Source organism: Pseudomonas sp. TWR2-1-1 (assembly GCF_049897045.1).
GTDB classification, from domain to species: Bacteria; Pseudomonadota; Gammaproteobacteria; order Pseudomonadales; family Pseudomonadaceae; genus Aquipseudomonas; species Aquipseudomonas versuta.
Map to the genome: position 1 here is coordinate 278,897 of NZ_JAFCVM010000005.1, position 22,813 is coordinate 301,709.

Genomic DNA, 22,813 nt, shown 5'->3' on the forward strand with positions numbered 1-22,813 from the left:
TCGGTCTCAGGCAGCCTGTTTGGCAGTGACAAAAGCCGCAAGGCTGGCCACGTTGGAAAAGTGATCGCGGGTGTCTTTGGCGTCGGCGTCTATTTTGATGCCGTAGGTTTTTTGAATCGCCAGGCCCAGCTCCAGGGCGTCAACCGAATCGAGCCCCAGGCCTTCGCCAAACAGGGTCTGCTCATCGCCGATATCGTCGACGCTGATGTCTTCCAGACCCAGGGCGTCAATGATCAGCTGTTTGATGTCACGTTTCAGATCGCTCATCTATGGCGAGCTCCTTAATAAAGTAGTCATGCACGAAGTCGTTTAGCAGGCGCGACGCTTTGGGCGGCGGGCCAAGTACGGCAAAGGTTTGTGGATCTATATCGGCCCCGACACGAAAACTGAAGTGCATGCGTCGCTTGGGGATCCGATACCAGGGTTCAGCCTTGGTCAGCGAGGTTGGATTGACCGTGATCACCACCGGGGTGAGGATCTTCGCACCCCGCAGCGCAATGGCGGCGGCGCCGCGATGAAAGGCAGGTGCATGGCCGGGCCGGGTGCGCGTCCCCTCCGGAAAAATAATCAGGGTCTGGCCTTCTTTGAGCGCCCCGGCGGCGTTGTCGAGCATGTCGACACTGCCGTCATTGCTGATGTATTGCGTGGCCCGTACCGGGCTGCGGGTGAACGGGTTTTGCCACAGGCTTTGTTTGACCACGCAGTTGGTGTCGCGCATCAGGCCGATCAAAAACACCACGTCAATAAGTGACGGATGGTTGGCAATGATCATTTGCCCGGGCCGGCCCAGGCGCTCTGCGCCATGCACTTCATAGCTCAGCACGCCGGTACGCGTCATAAAGCGGATAAACAGCCAGAACAGCCGGCTGACGGTGTAACGCGCACGTTGACGGTGGCGCACTGCATCGCCGGGCAGGCAACTCAGAAGCGGGAAGACCACCAGACGCAGGCTCAGGCCGCCGAGCCCGAACAGCGTGAAGCTTGCGGCTGTGGCAATCAGGCGCCAGTAATAGATATCGCTGCGCCTGCTCACGGGGTGCGTTGCCAGTTCCAGACACGGCTTTTCCAGGCGTGTTGGAACGAGGTGTGCTCATCGAGCAGGTGGCGTACCAGTTCCAGGGCATGGGGCCAGCGGGTACCGGTCGAAGAGGGCGCGCCAGTGGCGAGCGACAGCTGCCATTGTTCGCCGGGCTCAAGCAGCAGGCCTACGGCATAGGGGAACGGCACGTCGTCGATCCAGCGCGCATAAGCCTCGGGAGGTTGTTCTTCGGTAATCACCAGCAGTACCGCCGGTGCGCCTTCGTTGAGCAGTGCACAGGCTTCGATCAGGCCGTGTTCCAGGCCATCGCCCGCTGCTGCGAGGGCGGTCATCTCGCTGGTCTCGCCCCGCATGATCGACCACAGGCCAATCACGGCGTTGTGCACCGAGAGGCTGAACTGAGTGGGTGACAGGGGTTGCGCTGCGCCAAGGTCGCTGAGAATGTCGAAGGTGCGCGGGGTTTCGCCGTGGCGGGAGACAAACACCAGCGGCAGGTCTGCGATACCTTCTGCCAGTGGCCAGCCGACGCTGAATGCCATGCGTGCCAGGCGGCTGAGACGACGGCGTTGCATGGCAGGCAAAAACGATACGTCGGGGGCGCTGTCGCTGACGGCGAGCGTGCGGGGTTGCTGGCTCCAGGCCCGCCAATCGGCCACGCTGTCGAGGCCCGGAGCCCAGGCGCGCCATGCGGCAATATTGAAATTAATCACTGCAGGTCTATCCCGCCCTTGCGGGCTTCCTTGATACGGAGGTAGGCAGCGATCAATGCGGCACCTATTACAAAGTGGCGGCATTATCCCGGTGCGGTTGGCTCGTAGCAAACATCGCTTGCATTTTGAACAGAGTTTTTTGCCCGCTGCGGAAGAAAAAGCTGTCTTTTTGCCATTATTGAACTATGGATAGCCTTTATGACTTCCAAAACAGCGATATGTTCGCTGGAGCTCAAGTACATTTCGCACCAAGGTAGCGAAGCGTCACAAATGGCATCTACACTCGGGCACTTATTGATACACGGAGGTTTGAAATGCGTCGCGTGGTGTTCAATCAAAAAGGTGGCGTGGGCAAGTCCAGCATCGCCTGTAATCTGGCGGCAGTCAGCGCCAGCGAAGGCTACCGGACATTGTTGGTGGACCTGGATGCGCAGGCCAACTCCACTCAATACCTCACAGGGCTTACGGGCGAAGACATCCCTATGGGGATCGCCGACTTCTTCAAACACAGTTTGTCGGCCGGGGTGGGAAGCAAGAAGAATCGGGTCGATATTTACGAAACGCCCTTCGAGAACTTGCACGTTATTACCGCCACCGCCGAACTGGCTGATCTACAGCCAAAACTTGAAGCCAAGCACAAGATCAACAAGTTACGAAAGCTGCTCGATGAACTGGCCGAAGACTATGACCGGATTTACGTCGATACCCCGCCTGCATTGAATTTTTATGCCGTATCGGCGCTGATTGCCTGCGATCGGGTACTGATCCCTTTTGACTGCGACAGCTTTTCGCGGCAGGCCCTGTATGGCCTGCTGGCGGAGATCGAAGAGCTTAAAGAGGACCACAACCAAGACCTGCAGGTTGAAGGCATCGTGGTTAATCAGTTCCAGGCCCGTGCCAGTCTGCCCCAGCAAATGCTCGACGAACTGATGGCTGAAGGTTTGCCCGTACTGCCGGTGTATCTGGGCAGTTCAGTGCGTATGCGCGAATCGCACCAGGCCAGTCAGCCGCTGGTCTATTTTGACCCGCGACATAAACTGACCCGCCAGTTTGTTGAGTTGCACGACTATCTGGACCAGAAAGCCTAAGCGCTGATGCCGTGGCTTTGCAGCCATGCCTTGAGTTGTTGCAACGGGAAGGCGCCGCTTTGACGGGCAATTTCCTGGCCGTTCTTGTACAGGATCAAGCTGGGGATCGAGCGAATCCCCAGTTGCGCGGCCAGTTGCTGGTTGGCCTCGCTGTCGAGTTTGGCCAGGCGGCATTTTCCGACCAGCTGGCCGGCCGCCTGTTCAAATACGGGCGCGAACGCTTTGCACGGTCCGCACCACTGCGCCCATACGTCCACTAATAGCGGTAGATCACCCTTGATCTGACTGCTGTAGTCGGTTTGCTTCAAGTCGAAAGGCCTGGCGAGCAGCACCTCATTTTTGCAGCGTCCGCACTTTGGCTGTTCGCCCACACGAGCCGCGGGAATGCGGTTCAGGCCATTGCAGTGAGGGCAGGGGATGAGTAGCGGGTCGGTCATTTCAAATACTCCGGTATCGGGCTGGTTGCAGATGCCAACCAGTCGCTGGCAAGCCAGCTCCCACAAGTCATGTACATGCCTTTAGAGGGTGCAGTTCAGCAGATGATGGGTTAGCACGCCAATGGTCATGATGTATCTACTCACAATACGAGAGTGTCGACATGCGATCGGCAATCTAGTGTGCAATGGCGCATCCAGTAATTGACCACTGGTCAGACACCTGTAATCGCAATTTGCGATACTTCAGTGTCGGAATTAACCTTCATAGCAAGATGCGATAAGGACATTGCATGCGAGTGATTACGGCAAAGCGGATTTGGGAAGCAAAAGCCAAATGGCCACATTCATCCACTGCTCTGGATGAGTGGTATCGCAAAATCAAAGTTATCTGCCCAGAGGATTTTTCAGCTTTGAGGTCTTTTTTCCCTGCCGCAGACAAGGTGGGTCCGTTGCACGTATTCAATATTGGCGGTAACAAATTGCGATTGATTGCCCTTGTGCGCTATCAAACCCAGCGTCTCTACATTCGCCATGTGCTGGATCATCGCGACTATGACAAGGGCAAATGGAAGGAGTAACCCGGATGAGTGCATTGATTAAACAAGCGACGGAGCACTGGCAGTATGTTTCGCCACTTCTGCAAAAACCAAAAACTGAAGCAGACTATGACGGTTTGGTCGAAGCCCTTGATGAGCTGACCGACATGATCGGCGATGACGAAAGTCACCCGTTGATGAGTCTGGTAGACATCCTCGGTGACCGGATTGAAGCCTATGACCTGGAGCATCGGCCGATACCCCGGGCCAGTGGTGTCGATGTACTTCGTTCGGTGATGCAGGAACACGGGCTGACCCAAAGCGATCTGCCGGGTGTGGGAACCCAGTCGGTAGTGTCCGAAATACTCAGTGGCAAGCGCCAGCTCAACGTACGGCAAATTCGCTGGTTGGCGGAGTACTTCAAAGTGCCCGTGGACATGTTTATCTGAGGCTATTACGCAGGCAATCGGCAGCCCCGGTGAGCTGCCGCGCATTCATGGCTGTTACGACGAACAACTGATCTCCAGATGCTTGCCCCACTCGGGCGGGCGTTCGGCATAACTCTGCATGCCCGCTTGTTCGGTGAACGGTTGGGTCAGCACCTGGTGCAGGCGCCGTACTTCGCTGTAGTCCCCCGCCTCAGCCGCATCGATGGCCTTTTGCGCCAGATAGTTTCGCAGGATGTACAGCGGGTTGACCCCGTGCATGCGCTCGCGGCGGGCGTTTTGATCGCTCACGCAATCACGTGCGACCCGCTCGACATACTGTGCCGCCCACTCGTCAAATCCCTTGAGGTCGACAAACTCGTCACGCAGTCGGGCCACGGCCTGTGCGGCCGGTTCATCGCCCAGGCGACGGAAGAATAAGGTGTAGTCGATACTGCTGCCTTGCATGCGCTGCAGCAGGGTTTCGATCAATTTTTGATCATCGTCTTCAGCGGTGGTCAGGCCCAGGCGGCGGCGCATCAGATCGGTGTAATGGGCCTGGTACAACGGCAGGAACAGGCCCAGGGTTTCGCGCAATGCTTCGACGCTGATGAACGGTGTCAGCGCCTGGGCCAGTGCGCTGAGGTTCCACTGACCAATGGGCACCTGGTTGCTGAAGGAGTAGCGCCCTTCATGGTCGGAATGGTTGCAGACGAAGTTGGCGTCGAAGTCGTCGAGGAAAGCGAACGGACCAAAGTCGAAGGTGATGCCCAGAATCGACATGTTGTCGGTGTTCATTACCCCGTGGCAAAAACCGTAGGCCTGCCATTTGGCGATCAGTTCGGCGTTGCGCTCGACGATCTCGCGGAACATCGCCAGATACGGTTCCGGCTGTTCCAGGCACTCGGGGAAGTGCAGCGCCAGTACATGCTCGCCCAGCTGTTTTTGTTGCTCGGGCTGCTTGGTGTAGTAGAAGTACTCGAAATGCCCGAAGCGCACATGGCTCTGCGCCAGACGCAGGACCATGGCTGCGCGCTCCTGTTTCTCGCGCCACACCGGGGTGTCCGAGCCGATCACGCACAGGGCGCGGCTGCTGGGGATGCCCAGTGCATGCAGTGCTTCGCTGGCGAGGAACTCGCGGATCGATGAACGCAGCACGGCGCGGCCATCACCCATACGCGACCAGGGCGTCATGCCGGCACCTTTGAGGTGCAGGTCCCAGTGCTCGCCGGCCTGGTTGTACACCTCACCCAGCAGCAGCCCGCGACCGTCACCCAGGCGCGGGTTATACGAGCCGAACTGATGGCCGGAATAGACCATGGCGCGGGGTTCGGCGTCAGCCCACAGGGTGTGGCCGCCAAACAGTTGGGCGAACACCGGGTCGCGGGCGACAGCCGGGTCAAGGTCGAGCAGGGCCATCGCCGCATCGCTGGCAACCACCAGGCGCGGCGCGTCGATGGGTTCGGGCAGCACGTGGGTCGAAAAGGCATCACCCAAACGGGCGAAACGGTTATCGAAGGTCAGTTCGTCGAGGGCTTTCAATGACCGTCTCCAGTGAAAAAGGGGGGCGTATCGTCTGTAGGAGCGAGCTTGCTCGCGAGCTCTGTGCGGCTATGTGGAAAAGCTCGCGAGCAAGCTCGCTCCTACAGGGAGCAGTGATCAGTCCAGCTTGCCCAGTTGCGGCTTTTGCGGCGCTGGCGTCTCGGACTGCGCTTGCGGCTCTACCGGTACCAGTTTGTATTCCTCGCCCTGGAGGTTCTTGAGGTAAACCTCCATCTGCTGGAACGAGATGTTGATGTGGTGGTTCTTGAACTCGCGGTTGATAAAGCGGTTCACTTCGTCGATGACCGGGTTGCGGTCACCCAGATCCCGCACATGCATGCGCAGTTCGTGGTCCAGGGTGCTGGTGCCGAAATTGAGGAAGTACACGTGAGGCTCAGGCTCTTTGAGCACTCGCGGGTTTTCCTGGGCGGCCTTGAGCAACAGTTGTTTCACCAGGTCCAGGTCAGACCCGTAGTCGACACCCAGCTTGAGGGTGACGCGGGTGATGGTGTCGGTCAGCGACCAGTTGATCAGTTGCCCGGTGATGAAGGTTTTGTTCGGGACAATGATGTCCTTGCGGTCGAAGTCGGTGATGGTGGTCGCGCGGATGCGGATCTTGCTCACGGTACCCGACAGGTTGCCGATGGTGATGGTGTCGCCGATGCGCACCGGACGCTCGAACAGGATCATGATGCCGGAGATAAAGTTGGCGAAGATTTCCTGCATGCCGAAACCCAGGCCCACCGAGAGGGCGGCCACCAGCCATTGCAACTTGTCCCAGCTCACGCCGAGAGTCGATAGGGTGGACACAAAGCCGATGCCGATAATCACGTAGGTCAGCAAAGTGGTGGTGGCATAGGCGCTACCCTGGCCCAGGTCGAGCCGCGACAGCACCAGTACCTCAAGCAGGCCGGGCAGGTTGCGCGCCAGTGCAATGCTGATGCCGATGATGATCAGTGCGCCGATCACATCGCCAATACTGATGGGCACCATGCTCATGTTGGCACCGGTGCCGCTGGTGTACTCATAGAGGGTGATGTTGTCGAGGTAGGAAAATACCGAGATCAAGTCGGCCCACACCCAGTACAGCACGCCGATAAAGCCCGCGAGCAGGGCCAGGCGAATCAGGCGCAGCGACTGCTGGTTGACCTGTTCGATGTCCAGTGTCGGCTCTTCAATGATGATGTCGTTGCCTTCGCCGGCTTCCTTGGCGGCCTGGCGTTTGGCCAGAGCGCGCTGATAGGCCAGGCGTCGCGCCGCCACGGCCAGACCGCGAACAAAGGCGGCTTCGATGACCATCCACAGCATCAGCAGGTACAGGGTGTTGATCAAGCGGTCGCTGAGTTTGAGGGCGGTGTAGTAATAGCCAAAACACACGGCCACAAACAAGGCGATGGGCAAGATGGCAAACAGGAAGCCGAGGAACTTGCGCAGGCGATAGGCTTTTTTCTCGGTCTTGTCGTTGAGCAACAGGCGCATCAGCAGCCAGGCCATGGCGGCATAACAGCTCAGGACCACGAGTATGCCCAGTACGTCTTCGGCCAGTGCAGCCGGTTGTTGTTCGGCAAAGGCCACCACTGCGACCAGGGCCAGCACCACAAAGCCGAGCTTGCGGATCCAGTTCTGGAGGAATTCAACCAGCGGTTTTTCCCAGCGGAAATGCAGCTCGGCCACGCCGCCAGGCGCCAGGATCCGGTACGCGGTATAGAACACCAGCCAGGCCTCGGCCATTTGAATCAGGGCCGCTCCGGTGTTGCTGTTCATACCCCGGGCATCAATCTGCAGGGCGTAACCGCACAGCGCCAACGCCAGCGATACCGGCATTGCCAGCAGGATGTTGATCAGGATCGCCAGTGGCGTGTGCCATTGGCTGTCGCGTTTGAAGTGGCCGATGTCCTGGTGGATTTTATTCAGCTTGCGGTACAGGTAGCTGCGCTTCCACAGCAGGCCCACCATCAACAGCACAAACGGCAGGAACAGCAGCGGGCGCTTGGACAAACCGTCGGCGACTTCGCTGAAGCTTGACGTCCAGGGCAGGGTGACGACTTGTCGCTCCAGTTGGCGTGGCGCACCTTCCAGCCACTCCAGGTCCAGCGGTTTATTGCTGGGAATCCAGAACATTTGCTCATCAAGGGTGGCGCGCAGGCTCTGGGCGGTGCTGACCAGCTGTTTCTGGTTAAGTTGCAGGGTGATCGATTCGTTGAGCAGCGAGCTTAATTCGCGGTTCAGACGGTCGAGCAAATCACTGCGGGTGTTAACCAGTTCAAGCAGGGTTTTGCGCAGTTGAGGGGTTACTTGATCAGCGGGTTGTGTCGACAGCAGGTTGTCGACATAGGTCGTCGGGTTGCTGATCAGCTCGCGCTGCTGGTTGATCTCAAACTGATACAGACGGATATCGGCGATTTCATCCGCCAGATTCTTGTCCATTTTCTGCACGCGCGGCAGCGCCTGCTTCTGCTTATAGAGAATCTTGGACAGCAACAAGCTGCCTTTGAGCACGCTGATTTGCTCATCCAGCGCCTGATCGCTCTGGGTGACGTTATCCAGCAGTTGCTTGGTTTCGAGGTTCTGCTGGGTGACCTCGTTGAGACGGTCGGTGCTGCGCAGCAGGTAGTCCGAGAGCTTGAGGTTGATCGCGCTTTCGGTTGCCAGCAGGCTGCTGCTGCCTGACTTTTGCGCCTCGATCGATTGTTCGGTCACGGTCTGCTGTGAGTAGGCCAGGCGCTTCTGGTTGATCAGGGTTTGCAGCTCCTGGATTTCCTGATCCTGGCGCGTGGTTTTCTCCAGCAGCAGGTCGTGCTGGCTGCCGCTCAGGTCTTGCAGTTGGCTGTTGCCCGCCAGTTCCTGGCGGCGCAGGGCAATCAATGCGGTGAGCGAAGCGGCTTCGGCGTTGAGCTGGTTGCGCTGGTCGGCGTTGAGCAATTTGCCATTGTCGCGACCGGTTTTCAGGATGTTGCTGATTTCCTGGATGCGCGTCTGGCTGTTGCTGATTTCTGCCTGAGCACGCTCTGGTCGGGTCTGGGCGGCGATGCTCTGGCTATTGGCGCTGGCCAGGGATTTTTGCAGTTCGCCCTGTTGCGTGGTGCGGTCGGCCAGCATCTGTTCCAGCTGCGGTACGGTCATGCCACTGTAGCGCTGGGCTACCGGCAGGGGTTTTGTGGCCTTGAGCCGGGCCAGTTCCCGCTGGTTTTCTGTGGTTTGGCGGGGTGCATTGGCCAGCAGCTCTTTGACATCGTTCAAACGCTGTTCGTAATCGGCTTTGTTGGCCAGCAGACTGAGGGTCTGCTGGAGCACCGTTTGCAAGGCTTTCTGATCGGCCTCTGGCAGTTTGCGATCAGCTATTTTGTCCAGGCTTTGCTGCACCGCCTCAGCGGAGGGCGGTTCGGCGGCCTGGAGCATGCCGACACTAAGGCTCAGGCCGAGCAGGACTGTTGCGAAAAACGTGCGCAGAGTTGGCATAGATACCGGTCAGACAAGGGTCGAAAAGTGAGAGTTTAGAGGAACAACCCCGGACCCGGGGCACTTCCTTCGGGGAATCTGACGCCCACTTTGGCTATCTTGTTCCCGTCCATGACCGCCACTGTCCAAATGGTGTTGTTCCACTCCACTTGGTCACCGACCACCGGTGCACCACCGACTTTCTGTGCAATGAAGCTGCTGAGTGGCATGTCGGGGTCGATGCCGTCGAGCTTGAGACCGTACAGCGCCGACACCGCGCCCAGCCGGGCGTCGCCTTCGAGTACAAAATCGCCGAAGAAGCGCAGGTCCAGGCCACGGGTCGGCGGCAGGCTGAACAGTTTGCCCAGGGCCGGCAAATTGTGTTCGTGACCGATCACGCACAGTAAATCGCCGATTTCGAGGGTGGTACTGCCCGACGGGTGGAGCAATTTCTGGTCGCGGAACAACGCCGCGATACGGGTGCCCTCAGGCATTTTCAGTTCCCGCAGGGCCGCACCGATGCACCAGTTTTGTGCGTCGAGCCGGTAAACGAACAGCTCCCATTCACTGGTCGGGTGGACCTCAAGTGCTGCGCGCGATACCGGTGCCAAGTCAGGCGGCACGGTAACTTTCAACAGTTTTGCAACCCAGGGCAGGCTGGTGCCTTGTACCAGCAGCGATACCAGCACGATAAAGAATGCCAGGTTGAAGTACAGCTGAGCATTGGGCAGACCGGCCATCAGCGGGAACACCGCCAGAATGATCGGTACTGCACCGCGCAGGCCGACCCAGGAGATAAAGGCTTTTTCGCGTGAGTGGAAGGCCTTGAAGGGCAGCAGGCCGACTATCACCGACAGTGGCCGTGCGAACAGGATCATCCACAGTGCCAGCGCCAGTGCTGGCACGGCGATCGGCAGCAAGTCGTGCGGGGTGACCAGCAAACCCAGAACCAGGAACATGCCGATCTGTGCCAGCCAGGCCATGCCGTCGAGCATGTGCAAAATGCCGTGGCGGCTGCGGATCGGGCTGTTGCCGATCACCAGGCCGCACAGGTAAACCGCGAGGAAGCCGCTGCCATGCAGGGCGTTGGTCAGGGCGAACACCACCAGGCCGCCAGCGATCACCAGAATCGGGTACAGGCCGTTGGCCAGGTGGATGCGGTTGACCATTTGCAGCAGCAGCCAGCCTCCCGCCAGGCCCACCGCGCCACCGATCGCGAACTCGCGCAGCAAGTTAAGCAGCAGGCTCAAATGCAGGCCGGTTTCGCCGCTGGCAAGCATGTCGATCAGGGTGACCGTGAGGAACACCGCCATCGGGTCGTTGCTGCCGGACTCGATCTCGAGACTGGCCGAGACCCGTTCGTTCAGGCCTTTACCGCCCAGTAACGAGAACACCGCTGCGGCATCGGTGGAGCCGACGATGGCGCCGATCAACAAGCCTTGAATCATGTTCAGGTTGAACAGCCAGGCCGCCATCATCCCGGTCAGGCCGGTGGTGATCATCACCCCGACCGTGGCCAGCGACAGTGCGGGCCATAAGGCCACCCGGAAGCTCGAGACCCGGGTGCGCAAGCCGCCGTCGAGCAAGATCACTGCCAGGGCGAGGTTGCCCACCAGGTACGCAGTCGGGTAATTGTCGAAAATAATCCCGCCGCCATCGACACCTGCCGCCATGCCCACCGCGAGGATGATGACCAGAATCGGGATGCCCAGACGCGAGGACAGTGAGCTCACCAGAATGCTTGCACCTACCAGCAACGCGCCGATCAAGAACAGGCTGTTGATGGTCGTCGCATTCAAAGGCAGTACTCCGGAAAACTTCAAAGACAGGGCGCAAACGGCTCATGCAGTCTGCGTGCCAGCGATTCTAACCTGCGTTCTTGGCGGACTGTCAAAAAGGTTTTTAAGGGCATGACGCGAGCAGAAGCCAGCGTGCTCGGGCGGTGTTTGTGGCGTGCGCGGCTTCATAGAAGCTTCGGATCCAGTGATGGCGCTTTTTCTTACGCAAGAAAGGGAGCAAGACTGCATTTTTTTGCATGAGTGAATTGTATCTATACACATCTTCTTCTTGATGAATGGATGAGTCATGAAAACCACCACTGCCGATAACGCCTGTGTGCCGGATGGGAAACGGCCATTTTTTGACAGCCCGGGCGAGTTGTATGTTGTGTCTGTCAGCAAATTTGTACTGTTGTATCTACTGACCGGTGGCGGCTACATCTTCTATTGGTCCTACCGTAACTGGACGTCGTTCAGAGCCGTCGGCAGGGCCGACATCATGCCCGCCATGCGTGCTGTGTTCTGGCCTTTTTTCATTCTTGAACTGTTCGACAAAATTCAGAAGAGCCTGGATATCAGCGGGCGCTCATACCGTTGGTATTCCGAAGCCAGGGCGTTGCTGATCATGTTGCTGGTCATGATCGCCATCCTGTTGTCGCTGTTTTTTGATCGTCCCTCGGACACCGGATTTGTGCTGGTGGCCGATGCAGTGCTGGTAGTAGCGGGTGTGTTCCTGTTCATCGGCGCCCAGCGCGCAATCAATGTCTTGGGTGATGACCCGCAAGGCCGCAGCAACCACGCGTTCAGCAGCACGAACCTGCTGTGCACACTGGCGGGCGGGATGGCTTTGGCGCTTGTGGTCTATATCGAGTTCGCTGGCCGGCCCTGAGCAACAGGGTGTGCGGATTGTATTTGTGACGGCATAAAAAAACCGGACACCCTTGGGGGCGTCCGGTTTTTCATGTTTCAGCCAGCTGTCAGCCGATCGTCATCAAACTTGCGTTACCACCAGCTGCCGCGGTGTTGACGCTCAGTGCGCGCTCGATCACCAGGCGTTCCAGAGCGATGTTGGTCTCGCCCTGGGACAGGCCCTGTACGCCGATAATGGCGCCCGGACGTTTTGCCACTTGCTGGCAGACGTCACGCAGTTGATCGCAGTCGCCGTGATGGACAACGGCGTCGAAGATGACGTCGTCCTTGGTCCAGTCTGGCACCAGAGTAATGCGCGCCTTCACTTCTTTTGGCAGGCGTGCAACCAGTGCTTTGGCCAGTTCGCTTTCCGGCAGGACTGCCGAGCTGCCTACGGCCAGGACCGCAGCCAGCTGGGTCAGCAGGTCGCTTTCAACTTCGGCCAGACACAGCACGTGCTCGCGCGGGAGGATGGCGTAGCTGTTGCGTTCGCCAGTCGGGCCGTTCAGCAGGCGGGTGATACCGCTTTGCGAATGTGCTGCGTACTCGCCGCACAGCTCTGCCAGCGCAGGTTGCTGGTTGCTGGTGGCCCAGGCTTGCAGAGCGTTGAGCGGTTTGCTCAATACTTCGCGGGCCTGGGTGTCCGGAGCGGTGATGGCGTCGACTTTGGCGAATGATTGCTCGATCGCGTTGGCCGGGCGGGTCGACAGCAGGCGGTACAGGTACAGCGGGCCACCGGCTTTAGGGCCGGTGCCTGACAGGCCTTCGCCGCCAAACGGTTGCACGCCGACCACTGCGCCTACGATGTTGCGGTTGACGTAGACGTTACCGGCATTGACGTTGTTGACCACCTTGGCGATGGTTTCGTCGATACGGGTGTGCACGCCCAGCGTCAGGCCGTAACCCGAAGCGTTGATCTGTGCGATCAGCTGGTCGATGTCTTTGCGCTTGTAGCGAACGACGTGCAGGACCGGGCCGAAGATTTCGCGTTCCAGCTCGTCAAAGCTTTCCAGTTCAATCAGGGTCGGCATCACGAAGGTGCCGCGTTTGCACTCTTCGATGTCGGCAATGGCCATCTGGTAAACATTGCGCCCTTTGTCACGCATGCCCTGGATGTGTCGCTCGATCCCGGCCTTGGCTTCGGCGTCGATCACCGGGCCAATGTCCACGTTCAGACGTTCAGGGTTGCCCATGCGCGATTCGGCCATGGCACCTTTGAGCATTTCGATGACGCGATCGGCCGAATCTTCCTGCAGGCACAGTACGCGCAGGGCCGAGCAGCGTTGCCCGGCACTGTCGAAGGCCGAGGACACGACGTCGATGACCACTTGCTCGGTCAGCGCCGAGGAGTCGACGATCATGGCGTTCTGGCCGCCGGTTTCAGCGATCAGCGGGATTGGGCGACCCTGGGCATCCAGACGACCGGCCACGTTGCGTTGCAGCAACCGTGCGACTTCGGTGGAACCGGTAAACATCACCCCTTTGACCCGATCGTCGCCGACCAGGCGTGCACCTACGGTTTCGCCACGGCCCGGCAGCAGTTGCAGCACGCCCTCGGGAATACCGGCTTCCAGCAGAATGCGTACTGCTTGTGCCGCTACCAGCGGGGTCTGTTCCGCAGGCTTGGCCAGTACCGGGTTACCGGCAGCCAGCGCTGCAGCCACCTGGCCGCTGAAGATGGCCAGCGGGAAGTTCCACGGGCTGATGCAAACCACCGGGCCCAGTGGGCGGTGGGCGTCGTTGGTCAGGTCGTTGCGTGCCTGTACCGCGTAGTAACGCAGGAAGTCGACCGCTTCACGAACTTCGGCAATGGCGTTGGCGAAGGTCTTGCCGGCTTCACGGGCCAGCAGGCCCATCAGTGGCTGGATTTCGGCTTCCATCAGGTCGGCGGCGCGTTCCAGAATCGCTGCGCGCTCGGCGGGCGGGGTGGCCTGCCAGATCGGGGCGTTGCTCAGGGCGCACTGAATGGCGTTGTCGGCATCTTCAACCGTGGCTTCCTGTACGTAACCGACAACGTCACGCAGGTCGGACGGGTTGAGGACTGCTGCAGCCACTTCGTTGCTCGACGGGCAGCCGAGCATCGGCGCGGCCTTCCAGTCGTTATGGGCCGAAGCCAGCAGGGCGCAGGACAGCGATGCCAGACGGTGTTCGTTGGCCATGTCGATGCCGCTGGAGTTGGCGCGCTCGCTACCGTACAGGTCACGCGGCAGCGGGATACGCGGGTGCGGCAGGCCGAAGCCGCCTTCCGCGGTCGCCATCTGCTCGATCTGGCTCACCGGGTCGGCCACCAACTGGTGGATCGAGATCGTGTGGTCGGCGATACGGTTAACGAACGAAGTGTTCGCGCCGTTTTCCAGCAGACGACGTACCAGGTACGCCAGCAGGGTTTCGTGGGTGCCGACCGGTGCGTACACGCGGCACGGACGATTCAGCTTGCCTTCGGAAACTTTGCCTACGACTTGCTCGTACAGTGGTTCGCCCATGCCGTGCAGGCACTGGAACTCGTACTGGCCCGGGTAGTAGTTCTGACCGGCGAGGTGGTAGATGGCCGACAGGGTGTGGGCGTTGTGCGTAGCGAACTGCGGGTAAATGGCTTCAGGTACGGCCAGCAGTTTTTTCGCGCAAGCAATGTAGGAAACGTCGGTGTACACCTTGCGGGTGTAGACCGGATAGCCTTCCAGGCCTTCGACCTGGGCGCGCTTGATTTCGCTGTCCCAGTACGCGCCTTTAACCAGGCGGATCATCAGGCGGTGACGGCTGCGGCGTGCCAGGTCGATTACGTAGTCGATCACGTACGGGCAACGCTTCTGGTAAGCCTGGATCACAAAACCGATACCGTTCCAGCCGCTCAGCTGTGGCTCGAAGCACAGGCGCTCGAGCAGGTCGAGCGACAGTTCAAGGCGGTCGGCTTCTTCGGCATCGATGTTGAGGCCGATGTCATATTGTTTGGCCAGCAGGGTCAGCGACAGCAGGATCGGGTACAGCTCGTCCATGACGCGTTCGTACTGGGCGCGGCTGTAGCGCGGGTGCAGGGCCGACAGCTTGATCGAAATGCCCGGGCCTTCGTAAATGCCGCGACCGTTGGAGGCTTTGCCGATCGAGTGGATGGCTTGCTCGTAGGACGCGAGGTACTTCTGCGCGTCATGGGCGGTCAGTGCCGCTTCGCCGAGCATGTCGTAGGAATAGCGGAAGCCTTTGGCTTCAAAGCGCGTGGCGTTGGCCAGGGCTTCGGCGATGGTCTCGCCGGTTACAAACTGTTCGCCCATCAGGCGCATGGCCATGTCGACGCCCTTGCGGATCATCGGCTCGCCGCTTTTGCCGATAATCCGGCTCAGGGAGGAAGTCAGGCCTGCTTCGTTGTGGGTCGACACCAGCTTGCCGGTCAGCAACAGGCCCCAGGTGGCCGCGTTAACGAACAGCGACGGGCTGTTGCCCAGGTGCGGATGCCAGTTGCCGGTGCTGATCTTGTCGCGGATCAGGGCGTCACGGGTGCCTTTGTCCGGGATACGCAACAGCGCTTCGGCCAGGCACATCAGTGCCACGCCTTCCTGGGACGACAGGGAGAATTCTTGCAGCAGGCCCTGGACAATGCCTGCACGGCCGCCGGCGCTCTTCTGATTGCGCAGTTTTTCGGCAATCGAGGCGGCCAGGGTTTGTGTGGCTTCAGCCATTGGCGCGGGCAGACGGGCCTGCTCCAGCAGCATGGGCACCACTTCCGGTTCCGGGCGGCGGTAGGCTGAGGTAATGGCTGCGCGCAACACGGATTGCGGCAGGATGCTTTCTGCGAACTCCAGGAAGCACTGATGCGCGTGGTCCGTTTGTACGTCGTCGGCGTCATCGCTGGTAATGCCAGGGATACCGCTCAACTCATTCAGGGTTGCACCACCCTCGAGTTTTTCCAGGTAATTGAAGATTGCCTGCTTGATCAGCCAGTGTGGCGTGCGATCAATCGAGGTCGCGGCGGCTTTGAGGCGCTCGCGGGTAGGGTCATCAAGTTTGACCCCAAGGGTGGTGGTAGCCATATTTTTATCCTCATGGGTGCCACATTTGCGTGGCATCAGCTGGCGGCAAGATTAGCGCTGCGCTGAAAGAGGTGCAACCTAGTGCAACCCGTTTTTTGTCGGAAAAATCGGCGGTGTGTCTAACCCGAATGTAGGCGCGAGCTTGCTCGCGAGATTTTTCTCACAGGAGCTCAAGATCTCGCGAGCAAGCTCGCTCCTGCAGGGTGGGTGGTGTTTTAGCCGTTACGCTGAGTTCTTGCTCCGAAAAGGAGCAAAAAAGCTCGATTGAGTTGAAAATGCGACAAGGTGCAACTGTCGCGCAAGAAACTGGTTGCACCTTATTTGCTTTGTTGCATAGCATTCGCGGTTAAGGTGCAACCTCGCTTGCGGATAGGTTCATCGGCTGATGGATTTCCTGGGGAAACGTCAGTCATAAATGTGCGGCCAGGTTATTCGTCTCAGACAGGACGTTTGTGAGCGTACGGCCAGACCGCCGCTAAACATAAAAACAATGCCAGGGCTTTATTCAATGATCGTTAGTAACCCAACCCTGATCACGTTCGTGATCTATATCGCGGCAATGGTGTTGATCGGCTTTATGGCCTATCGCTCCACCAACAACCTTTCTGACTATATTCTCGGTGGCCGTAGCCTGGGCAGCGTAGTAACTGCACTGTCCGCTGGCGCCTCCGACATGAGCGGCTGGTTGTTGATGGGTTTGCCGGGTGCGATTTACATGTCCGGCCTGTCGGAAAGCTGGATCGCTATCGGTCTGGTAACCGGTGCTTACCTAAACTGGCTGTTTGTTGCCGGTCGCCTGCGGGTACAGACCGAGCACAACGGTGATGCACTGACCCTGCCGGATTACTTCTCCAGCCGTTTTGAAGACAAAAGCGGGCTGCTGCGGATCATCTCGGCGATCGTGATCCTGGTGTTCTTCACTATCTATTGCGCTTCCGGCATCGTGGCCGGTGCCCGTCTGTTTGAAAGCACCTTCGGCATGTCTTACGAGACTGCACTGTGGGCAGGCGCTGCAGCGACCATTGCTTACACGTTTGTGGGCGGCTTTCTGGCCGTCAGCTGGACCGATACCGTCCAGGCAACTTTGATGATCTTCGCGCTGATCCTGACGCCGATCATCGTGCTGCTGGCCACTGGCGGCGTAGATACCACCTTCCTGGCGATTGAAGCCAAAGACCCAAGCAACTTCGACATGCTCAAGGGCACTTCTTTCATCGGCATCATCTCGCTGATGGGCTGGGGTCTGGGTTACTTCGGTCAGCCGCACATTCTGGCGCGTTTCATGGCTGCCGATTCGGTCAAGTCGATCGCCAAGGCGCGTCGCATCTCCATGACCTGGATGATCCTGTGTCTGGCCGGTACCGTAGCCGTGGGCTTCTTCGGTATTGCTTACTTCTCGGCGCACCCGGAAGTGGCAGGCCCGGTAAATGAAAACCCTGAGCGTGTGTTCATCGAGCTGGCCAAGCTGTTGTTCAACCCGTGGATTGCCGGTGTACTGCTGTCGGCCATTCTGGCTGCCGTGATGAGTACCCTGAGCTGCCAGTTGCTGGTGTGCTCCAGCGCCCTGACTGAAGACTTCTACAAATCTTTCCTGCGTAAAAATGCGTCCCAGAAAGAATTGGTATGGGTCGGTCGTCTGATGGTGCTGGCCGTTGCACTGATTGCTATCGCGCTGGCCGCTAACCCCGAGAACCGTGTTCTGGGCCTGGTGAGCTACGCATGGGCAGGCTTCGGCGCTGCTTTCGGTCCAGTGGTACTGATCTCGGTACTGTGGAAAGGCATGACCCGCAACGGCGCGCTGGCCGGTATTCTGGTGGGTGCCGTTACCGTGATTGTGTGGAAACACTTCTCGCTGTTCGGGCTGTACGAAATCATCCCGGGCTTCATCTTCGCCAGCATTGCCATTGTGGCAGTCAGCGCCATGGGCCAGGGCCCTAGCAAGAAGATGCTCGAGCGCTTCGACGCTGCCGAGAAAGACTTCCTGCAGAACAGCTAAATGCTTTGCGCCGGGGTTCGCTCTGGCGCTATTGAAAAAGGCCCGTCTCCTTTGGAGGCGGGCCTTTTTTGCTTGCGCGGCCGCGGTGGCGCGGATCTGCAGCACCGTTTGGCGCAGCCGCGGGCTTAACCCCTGACGTTATCCGCTGCACAGGGTAAACTTCGCTCCCTGCGCAGGAGCAACCATGAACTATCGTCACGCCTTCCACGCCGGCAACCACGCCGACGTCTTTAAACACATTGTCTTGACCCGCCTCATCGCCCTGATGTCGCGTAAAGAGCAGCCTTTCGCCTACCTCGATACCCACGCCGGGATCGGCCTGTACGACCTCAAGGGTGATCAGGCCAATCGCACGGGCGAGTACCTGGAAGGCATTGCGCGGTTGTGGGGCAAGAAGAACTTGCCGGCGGTGACTGCCGACTACATGCAGGTGCTCAACAAAATGAACCCGGATGGCGAGTTGCGCTATTACCCGGGTTCGCCCGAGCTGGCGCGGTGTTTGACCCGCTCCCATGATCGCGTGCTGTTGAACGAGAAACACCCGGAAGACGGCGTGTTGCTCAAAGAGAACATGAAGGGCGATCGCCGGGTGGCGGTGCACCTGGGTGAGGGCTGGCATGTGCCGCGGGCTCTGCTGCCGGTAGCCGAGAAGCGCGGATTGATGTTGATCGACCCGCCGTTTGAAAAGCTCGATGAGATGAAGCGCTGTGCCGAATCGCTCAAAGATGCGATCAGCCGTATGCGTCAAACCGTTGTAGCGATCTGGTACCCGATCAAGGACAAGCGCCAGCTGCGTCGCTTCTATCAGGACCTGGCAGGTTCAGGTGCGCCTAAATTGCTGCAGGTGGAGTTGTTCGTCCATCCACTGGATACCCCGAACAGCCTCAATGGCTCGGGCCTGGCGATTGCCAATCCACCCTGGGGTCTGGAAGAAGAGCTGCGCGAATTGATGCCGTGGCTGGCCAGGAACCTGGGGCAAACCCAGGGCGGCTTTCAGATGGAATGGTTGATCGCAGAGTAATTTGCATCAGGCAAAAAACCATCGCGAGCACGCTCGCTCCTGCAGGTTTAGTTGATACCTGTAGGAGCGAGCTTGCTCGCGATGTTGTTTGTGTCACCTCAAATCGGGCAGGTCACGCCGGTGCCGCCGATACCGCAGTAGCCTTCCGGGTTTTTCGCCAGGTATTGCTGGTGATAAGCCTCGGCGAAGTAAACCGTCGGGGCTTCTTCGATTTCGGTGGTGATGGTGCCCAGGCCGGCTTTGGTCAGCTCGGTCTGGAATGCGGCTTTGCTGGCCAGCGCCTCGTCCAGCTGTTCAGGCGTGGTGCAGTAGATAACCGAGCGGTACTGGGTGCCGATGTCGTTGCCCTGGCGCATGCCCTGGGTGGGGTTGTGCAGTTCCCAGAACATCTTCAACAGTTCGCCATAGCTGACCTTGTCCTGGTCGTAGACCACCAGAACCACCTCGGTGTGGCCTGTCAGGCCGGAGCAGACTTCCTCGTAGGTCGGGTTCGGCGTGTAGCCGCCCGCGTAGCCCACGACCGTGCTGACCACGCCTTCACGTTGCCAGAACTTGCGTTCTGCGCCCCAGAAACAACCCAGGCCGAAAATGGCAAAACCGACATTGCCGATAAAGGGGCCCAGCAGCGGGGTGTCTTTGTGGAAGAAATGGTATTGCGGCAACACCATGGGCGTTTCACGGCCCGGCAGGGCCTGTTCTTGAGTAGGTAGCACGTTTTTATTCACCAGGATTTCCGAGCGCAAGACCATGTTTCAAGTCCTCTCAGTCAGATTGTAGGAATTAAGATCTGCAGTTTGCCCCAGTGTTGCATCGTTGTCAGGCCAGGGGGCCACGCGGATAGCGTTTGAGCTTTGCAATCAGTTCGCTGCCGGGAATCGGGCGGTCGAACAGGTAGCCCTGACCCACATCGCAACGATGGCGGCGCAGGAACCCCAACTGTGCAGCGGTTTCGATGCCTTCGGCAACCACTTTGAGTTTGAGGTTGTGGGCCATGGCGATTACCGCAGAAGTGATTTCCATGTCGTTCTGGTTGTCGGGGATGTCCTTGATAAAGCTGCGATCGATTTTGAGAATGTCGATCGGGAATTTTTTCAGGTAGCTGAGTGATGAATAACCGGTGCCGAAATCGTCCATGGCCAGGGTCAGGCCGAGTTCTTTGAGCTGATCGAGTTGCAGGCGCGTGTCATCGGTTGCTTCGAGCAGCAGACCTTCGGTCAGTTCAAGTTCCAGCAACGAGGCGGGCAGTTGCTCCTCCTTGAGGATGCTGGCAATCGAGGCCACCAGGTCCGGGTCGGAAAACTGCTTGGGCGACAAATTGATGGCCACCTGCAGGTTGCCCAGGCCTGCGCCGGACAGTTGCTTGCTCATACGGCAGGCCTGGCGCGCGACCCATTTACCAATCGGAATGATCAACCCGGTTTCTTCGGCCACGCTGATGAACTGGTCGGGGCGGATCATGCCTTTTTCAGGGTGGTTCCAGCGCAACAGGGCTTCCATGCCCAGCAGGCGGCCGCTGCGCAGGCAAAGCTTGGGCTGGTAGAACACGTCGAGCTCATTTTGGGTCAGGGCCCGACGCAGATTGTTTTCGACGAAGAGTTTGTAGCTGGCTTCGGCATTCAGGGCTTCGGTGAACACTTGCACCTGATGCTTGCCGTTGGCTTTGGCCTTGTGCAGCGCCAGGCCGGCGTTGCGCATCAGGGTTTGCGGGTCACGCCCGTGCAGCGGGGAGCAGGCGACCCCGACAGAACCGGTGACGCTGATCAGTTGATTGTCGACGAACATCGGCTTGTCGAGGGTCATCAGCAGCTGGCTGGCGACTTTCTGTCCGGTTTCCAGGCCCGTGTCGTCGAGCAGCACGGCGAATTCATTGCTGGCGAAGCGCGCCAGGTTGTCACCGGGGTTGAGGCTGTTGCGCAGGCGTCTGGCCAGACTGATCAGCAATTTGTCGCCGGTCTGGTGGCCGAGGCTGTCATTGATGCGCTTGAAGTTGTCGATATCCACCAGCAGCAGGCAGACCTGGGTGGTGCTGTTGCGGGCGAAGCGCTGATCGAGGTTGCGGATGAAAGCCGGGCGGTTGCCCAGATTGGTCAGGTTGTCGGTATAGGCCAGGCGCTCGATGCGTTGCTGGGCCAGTTTGGATTCGCTGATGTCTTCGTAAATGCCGATGTAGTGGGTCAGTTCACGGTTGTCGCCATACACCTTGGAGATCGACATCTGGCCCCAGTAAGGTTCCAGGTTTTTGCGCCGGCTTTTGAATTCGCCTTGCCAGCTATTGCCTTTGCTCAGGCTTGAGTGCGCATCAAACAGCAGCTCGCTGAGGTTCTCCAGGGCCGGTAGTTCAGACAGCTTGTGGCCCTGTACTTCGTCGGAGCTGTACTGGGTGATGGCGGTGAAACTGGGGTTTACGTACTCGACCACCCCCATGCAGTTGACCAGCAAAAAGGCGTTGGCGCTTTGTTCGACGGCCCGCTGGAACAGGTGCAGGGCGTTGGTGGCGGTGCGCCGGTTGTGGTTGCTGATGACCTGGGCGAACTGGTCTGCCAGCTCTCCGGCAAAGGCGATCTCATCCGCCTGCCAGGCGCGGGTTTTACCGGTCTGTTCCAGGCATAGCACGCCGACTACCTGACCGTCGATGCGGATGCTGGCATCGAGCATGGCGTTGGCCTTGCATCGCCCCGGGCTTGCCATCAGCTCGCGGGTGCGCGGGTCGCGGTTAGCGTTTTGGGCATCGATGGAACGGCTGGTGTGCAGGGCTTCGAGGTAGGCCGGAAATGCGCTGGCGTCGAAGACTTGCAGCTCGGCAAAGGCCTGGCTTTCGCGTTGATAGGCCGAAATCGGCAGCAGCTGGTTGCCTTCAAGGTTCCACAGGCTGGCGCCGTCGACCTGATAAATCTCGCAGGCACTGCGGGTAATCAGTTCTGCGGCTTCCTGGAGCGAATTGTGCTGGCTGTACCGGTGGCGGGCCAGCAGCAGGATCAAATCCTGTTGGGCCCGCACCCGCTCCAGGTGCTGGAGTTGTTCTTGCTGGGCCCGCTGGTTGAGCTCCAGGGCAAGGTGCAGGCGGCTGTTCTGGGTTTCGGGTTCGGCCCCGGGCGCAACCACAGGCAGCTCACTGTTCACCGCGCTTTCAACCACCAGCAGATAGCCACGCAGCAAGTGCCGGTTATGTTGTTTGTAAGCCTCGCCCAGCTCGATGAGGCTCAGCGCTCCCTGAGGCGTATGCAGGGTGTAATGCACCACGTAGTGGGAGCTGGTACGCAGTTGCAGCTCAATCGCATCGTGCAGGTGATAGCGGGCCTTGGGTTCCATCAGGCTGGCATAGGGTGAGCCGGTGAACGCGCACAGTTCTGCCGCTGGCAGGCCGAACTGGCGTTCGCAGTGCGGGTCCAGGTAGAGCAGTGCCCAGCTGGCTTCATTAAGCCGTTCGAAACGCAGCATGCCGAGCCGGGAAGGCACGGGTAGCTGGGTCACGACCTCGACTGCCATACGCAGGGCAGTATCAGGATGGCTTTTCATTAAGACACTCGCTTCACAAATGCTGATTGCATACGGGCTGGCGCCCTGGTCCTGCGGTCTTGGGCAAGGTTGCATCATGCTTACGGTGCTGACAAGTGAGCATGTTGACTCTAGGCGCTATCGGCGGGCTTGCCGATAGCTGCAGGTTGTCCGTCGGCTATTGCGTTTTTATGACTGTCAGCCCGGCTCTGTCGTCACCGGTGCCACAGTTCACACAGGGTTACGGGGTGAGTCGGATGACCGGCAAAAATCGCGGGCAAAAAAAGCCCCGCCAAACGGGCGGGGTTGAGGTACGAGCGTGGCGCCCGGAAAACTGTGCGCTACCCCGGCCTTCGGTGAAGAAGGCCGGGTATGGC

16 protein-coding genes are annotated in these 22,813 nt (G+C 59.1%); 6 read left to right on the plus strand and 10 right to left on the minus strand.

All coding sequences use genetic code 11. From position 1 onward, the window contains the following. Positions 1-6 precede the first annotated feature (6 nt). The 3 genes from ACP7BO_RS15000 to ACP7BO_RS15010 are packed head-to-tail and all read right to left on the minus strand — an operon-like array spanning position 7 to position 1,749. On the minus strand, positions 7-267 hold the full coding sequence (locus ACP7BO_RS15000) for a phosphopantetheine-binding protein (RefSeq protein WP_060695901.1): 261 nt from the start codon (positions 265-267) through the stop codon (positions 7-9). After that, positions 248-1,054 (minus strand): lysophospholipid acyltransferase family protein, encoded by an 807-nt coding sequence (locus ACP7BO_RS15005; RefSeq protein ID WP_426211414.1) that lies wholly within the window; start codon positions 1,052-1,054, stop codon positions 248-250. The genes ACP7BO_RS15000 and ACP7BO_RS15005 overlap by 20 nt, the downstream gene beginning before the upstream one ends. Continuing rightward, a complete protein-coding gene (locus ACP7BO_RS15010; RefSeq protein ID WP_426211175.1) occupies positions 1,030-1,749 on the minus strand; it encodes a beta-ketoacyl synthase chain length factor in 720 nt (239 codons plus the stop codon). Before ACP7BO_RS15010 ends, ACP7BO_RS15005 begins: the two co-directional genes overlap by 25 nt. A 314-nt stretch (positions 1,750-2,063) precedes the next feature. Here ACP7BO_RS15010 and ACP7BO_RS15015 point away from each other — a divergent pair, with 314 nt between their 5' ends. Continuing rightward, complete coding sequence (locus ACP7BO_RS15015; protein WP_426211177.1) at positions 2,064-2,837, plus strand: ParA family protein; 774 nt, start codon at positions 2,064-2,066, stop codon at positions 2,835-2,837. Here the strand turns inward: ACP7BO_RS15015 and trxC are convergent. Beyond that, positions 2,834-3,274 carry a thioredoxin TrxC gene (gene trxC / locus ACP7BO_RS15020; protein ID WP_060695893.1) on the minus strand — a complete coding sequence of 147 codons (441 nt, stop codon included), beginning with the start codon at positions 3,272-3,274 and terminating at the stop codon, positions 2,834-2,836. The two genes, ACP7BO_RS15015 and trxC, sit on opposite strands and share 4 nt — an antisense overlap. A 290-nt stretch (positions 3,275-3,564) precedes the next feature. Here trxC and ACP7BO_RS15025 point away from each other — a divergent pair, with 290 nt between their 5' ends. Continuing rightward, complete coding sequence (locus tag ACP7BO_RS15025) at positions 3,565-3,852, plus strand: type II toxin-antitoxin system HigB family toxin (protein ID WP_426211179.1); 288 nt, start codon at positions 3,565-3,567, stop codon at positions 3,850-3,852. A gap of 5 nt (positions 3,853-3,857) precedes the next feature. After that, on the plus strand, positions 3,858-4,259 hold the full coding sequence (locus ACP7BO_RS15030) for a helix-turn-helix domain-containing protein (protein WP_426211181.1): 402 nt from the start codon (positions 3,858-3,860) through the stop codon (positions 4,257-4,259). A 54-nt stretch (positions 4,260-4,313) separates the two neighbouring features. Here ACP7BO_RS15030 and selO read toward each other — a convergent pair whose 3' ends face one another. The 3 genes from selO to ACP7BO_RS15045 form a co-directional block, all read right to left on the minus strand. Further along, positions 4,314-5,777 (minus strand): protein adenylyltransferase SelO, encoded by a 1,464-nt coding sequence (gene selO, locus ACP7BO_RS15035; protein ID WP_426211183.1) that lies wholly within the window; start codon positions 5,775-5,777, stop codon positions 4,314-4,316. 117 nt (positions 5,778-5,894) lie between these two features. After that, the gene (gene mscK, locus ACP7BO_RS15040; RefSeq protein WP_060695890.1) at positions 5,895-9,236 is read right to left on the minus strand and encodes a mechanosensitive channel MscK; all 3,342 of its coding nucleotides are present in this window, start codon (positions 9,234-9,236) and stop codon (positions 5,895-5,897) included. A gap of 35 nt (positions 9,237-9,271) precedes the next feature. Beyond that, positions 9,272-11,014, minus strand: coding sequence for a potassium/proton antiporter (locus ACP7BO_RS15045; RefSeq protein ID WP_060695887.1), 1,743 nt, complete (start codon positions 11,012-11,014; stop codon positions 9,272-9,274). 286 nt (positions 11,015-11,300) lie between these two features. On the opposite strand from ACP7BO_RS15045, the gene ACP7BO_RS15050 reads away from it, so the two are divergent. After that, the gene (locus ACP7BO_RS15050; protein WP_397455094.1) at positions 11,301-11,882 is read left to right on the plus strand and encodes a hypothetical protein; all 582 of its coding nucleotides are present in this window, start codon (positions 11,301-11,303) and stop codon (positions 11,880-11,882) included. An 88-nt stretch (positions 11,883-11,970) separates the two neighbouring features. On the opposite strand, the gene putA is transcribed toward ACP7BO_RS15050, so the two are convergent. Then, complete coding sequence (gene putA, locus ACP7BO_RS15055; protein ID WP_426211186.1) at positions 11,971-15,924, minus strand: trifunctional transcriptional regulator/proline dehydrogenase/L-glutamate gamma-semialdehyde dehydrogenase; 3,954 nt, start codon at positions 15,922-15,924, stop codon at positions 11,971-11,973. A gap of 508 nt (positions 15,925-16,432) precedes the next feature. On the opposite strand from putA, the gene putP reads away from it, so the two are divergent. Both putP and ACP7BO_RS15065 read left to right on the plus strand, forming a co-directional pair. After that, positions 16,433-17,920: a sodium/proline symporter PutP gene (gene putP, locus ACP7BO_RS15060; protein ID WP_397455092.1), complete on the plus strand. Its 1,488-nt coding sequence runs from the start codon at positions 16,433-16,435 to the stop codon at positions 17,918-17,920. 184 nt (positions 17,921-18,104) lie between these two features. Further along, a complete protein-coding gene (locus ACP7BO_RS15065) occupies positions 18,105-18,941 on the plus strand; it encodes a 23S rRNA (adenine(2030)-N(6))-methyltransferase RlmJ (RefSeq protein WP_060695879.1) in 837 nt (278 codons plus the stop codon). A 98-nt stretch (positions 18,942-19,039) separates the two neighbouring features. On the opposite strand, the gene msrA is transcribed toward ACP7BO_RS15065, so the two are convergent. Together msrA and ACP7BO_RS15075 are read right to left on the minus strand one after the other, a co-directional pair. Then, on the minus strand, positions 19,040-19,690 hold the full coding sequence (gene msrA / locus ACP7BO_RS15070) for a peptide-methionine (S)-S-oxide reductase MsrA (RefSeq protein ID WP_397455090.1): 651 nt from the start codon (positions 19,688-19,690) through the stop codon (positions 19,040-19,042). A 67-nt stretch (positions 19,691-19,757) separates the two neighbouring features. Continuing rightward, entirely contained in the window at positions 19,758-22,457 is a 2,700-nt protein-coding gene (locus tag ACP7BO_RS15075) for a putative bifunctional diguanylate cyclase/phosphodiesterase (protein WP_426211189.1), read from the minus strand. Positions 22,458-22,813 lie beyond the last annotated feature (356 nt).

Bases quoted from the DNA above. Each gene is read 5' to 3' on its own strand.
- ACP7BO_RS15000 (WP_060695901.1), bottom strand. From the start codon at position 267: ATGAGCGATCTGAAACGTGACATCAAACAGCTGATCATTGACGCCCTG.
- ACP7BO_RS15015 (WP_426211177.1), top strand. From the start codon at position 2,064: ATGCGTCGCGTGGTGTTCAATCAAAAAGGTGGCGTGGGCAAGTCCAGC.
- trxC (WP_060695893.1), bottom strand. From the start codon at position 3,274: ATGACCGACCCGCTACTCATCCCCTGCCCTCACTGCAATGGCCTGAAC.
- ACP7BO_RS15025 (WP_426211179.1), top strand. From the start codon at position 3,565: ATGCGAGTGATTACGGCAAAGCGGATTTGGGAAGCAAAAGCCAAATGG.
- ACP7BO_RS15030 (WP_426211181.1), top strand. From the start codon at position 3,858: ATGAGTGCATTGATTAAACAAGCGACGGAGCACTGGCAGTATGTTTCG.
- mscK (WP_060695890.1), bottom strand. From the start codon at position 9,236: ATGCCAACTCTGCGCACGTTTTTCGCAACAGTCCTGCTCGGCCTGAGC.
- ACP7BO_RS15050 (WP_397455094.1), top strand. From the start codon at position 11,301: ATGAAAACCACCACTGCCGATAACGCCTGTGTGCCGGATGGGAAACGG.
- putA (WP_426211186.1), bottom strand. From the start codon at position 15,924: ATGGCTACCACCACCCTTGGGGTCAAACTTGATGACCCTACCCGCGAG.
- putP (WP_397455092.1), top strand. From the start codon at position 16,433: ATGATCGTTAGTAACCCAACCCTGATCACGTTCGTGATCTATATCGCG.
- ACP7BO_RS15065 (WP_060695879.1), top strand. From the start codon at position 18,105: ATGAACTATCGTCACGCCTTCCACGCCGGCAACCACGCCGACGTCTTT.
- msrA (WP_397455090.1), bottom strand. From the start codon at position 19,690: ATGGTCTTGCGCTCGGAAATCCTGGTGAATAAAAACGTGCTACCTACT.
- ACP7BO_RS15075 (WP_426211189.1), bottom strand. From the start codon at position 22,457: ATGAAAAGCCATCCTGATACTGCCCTGCGTATGGCAGTCGAGGTCGTG.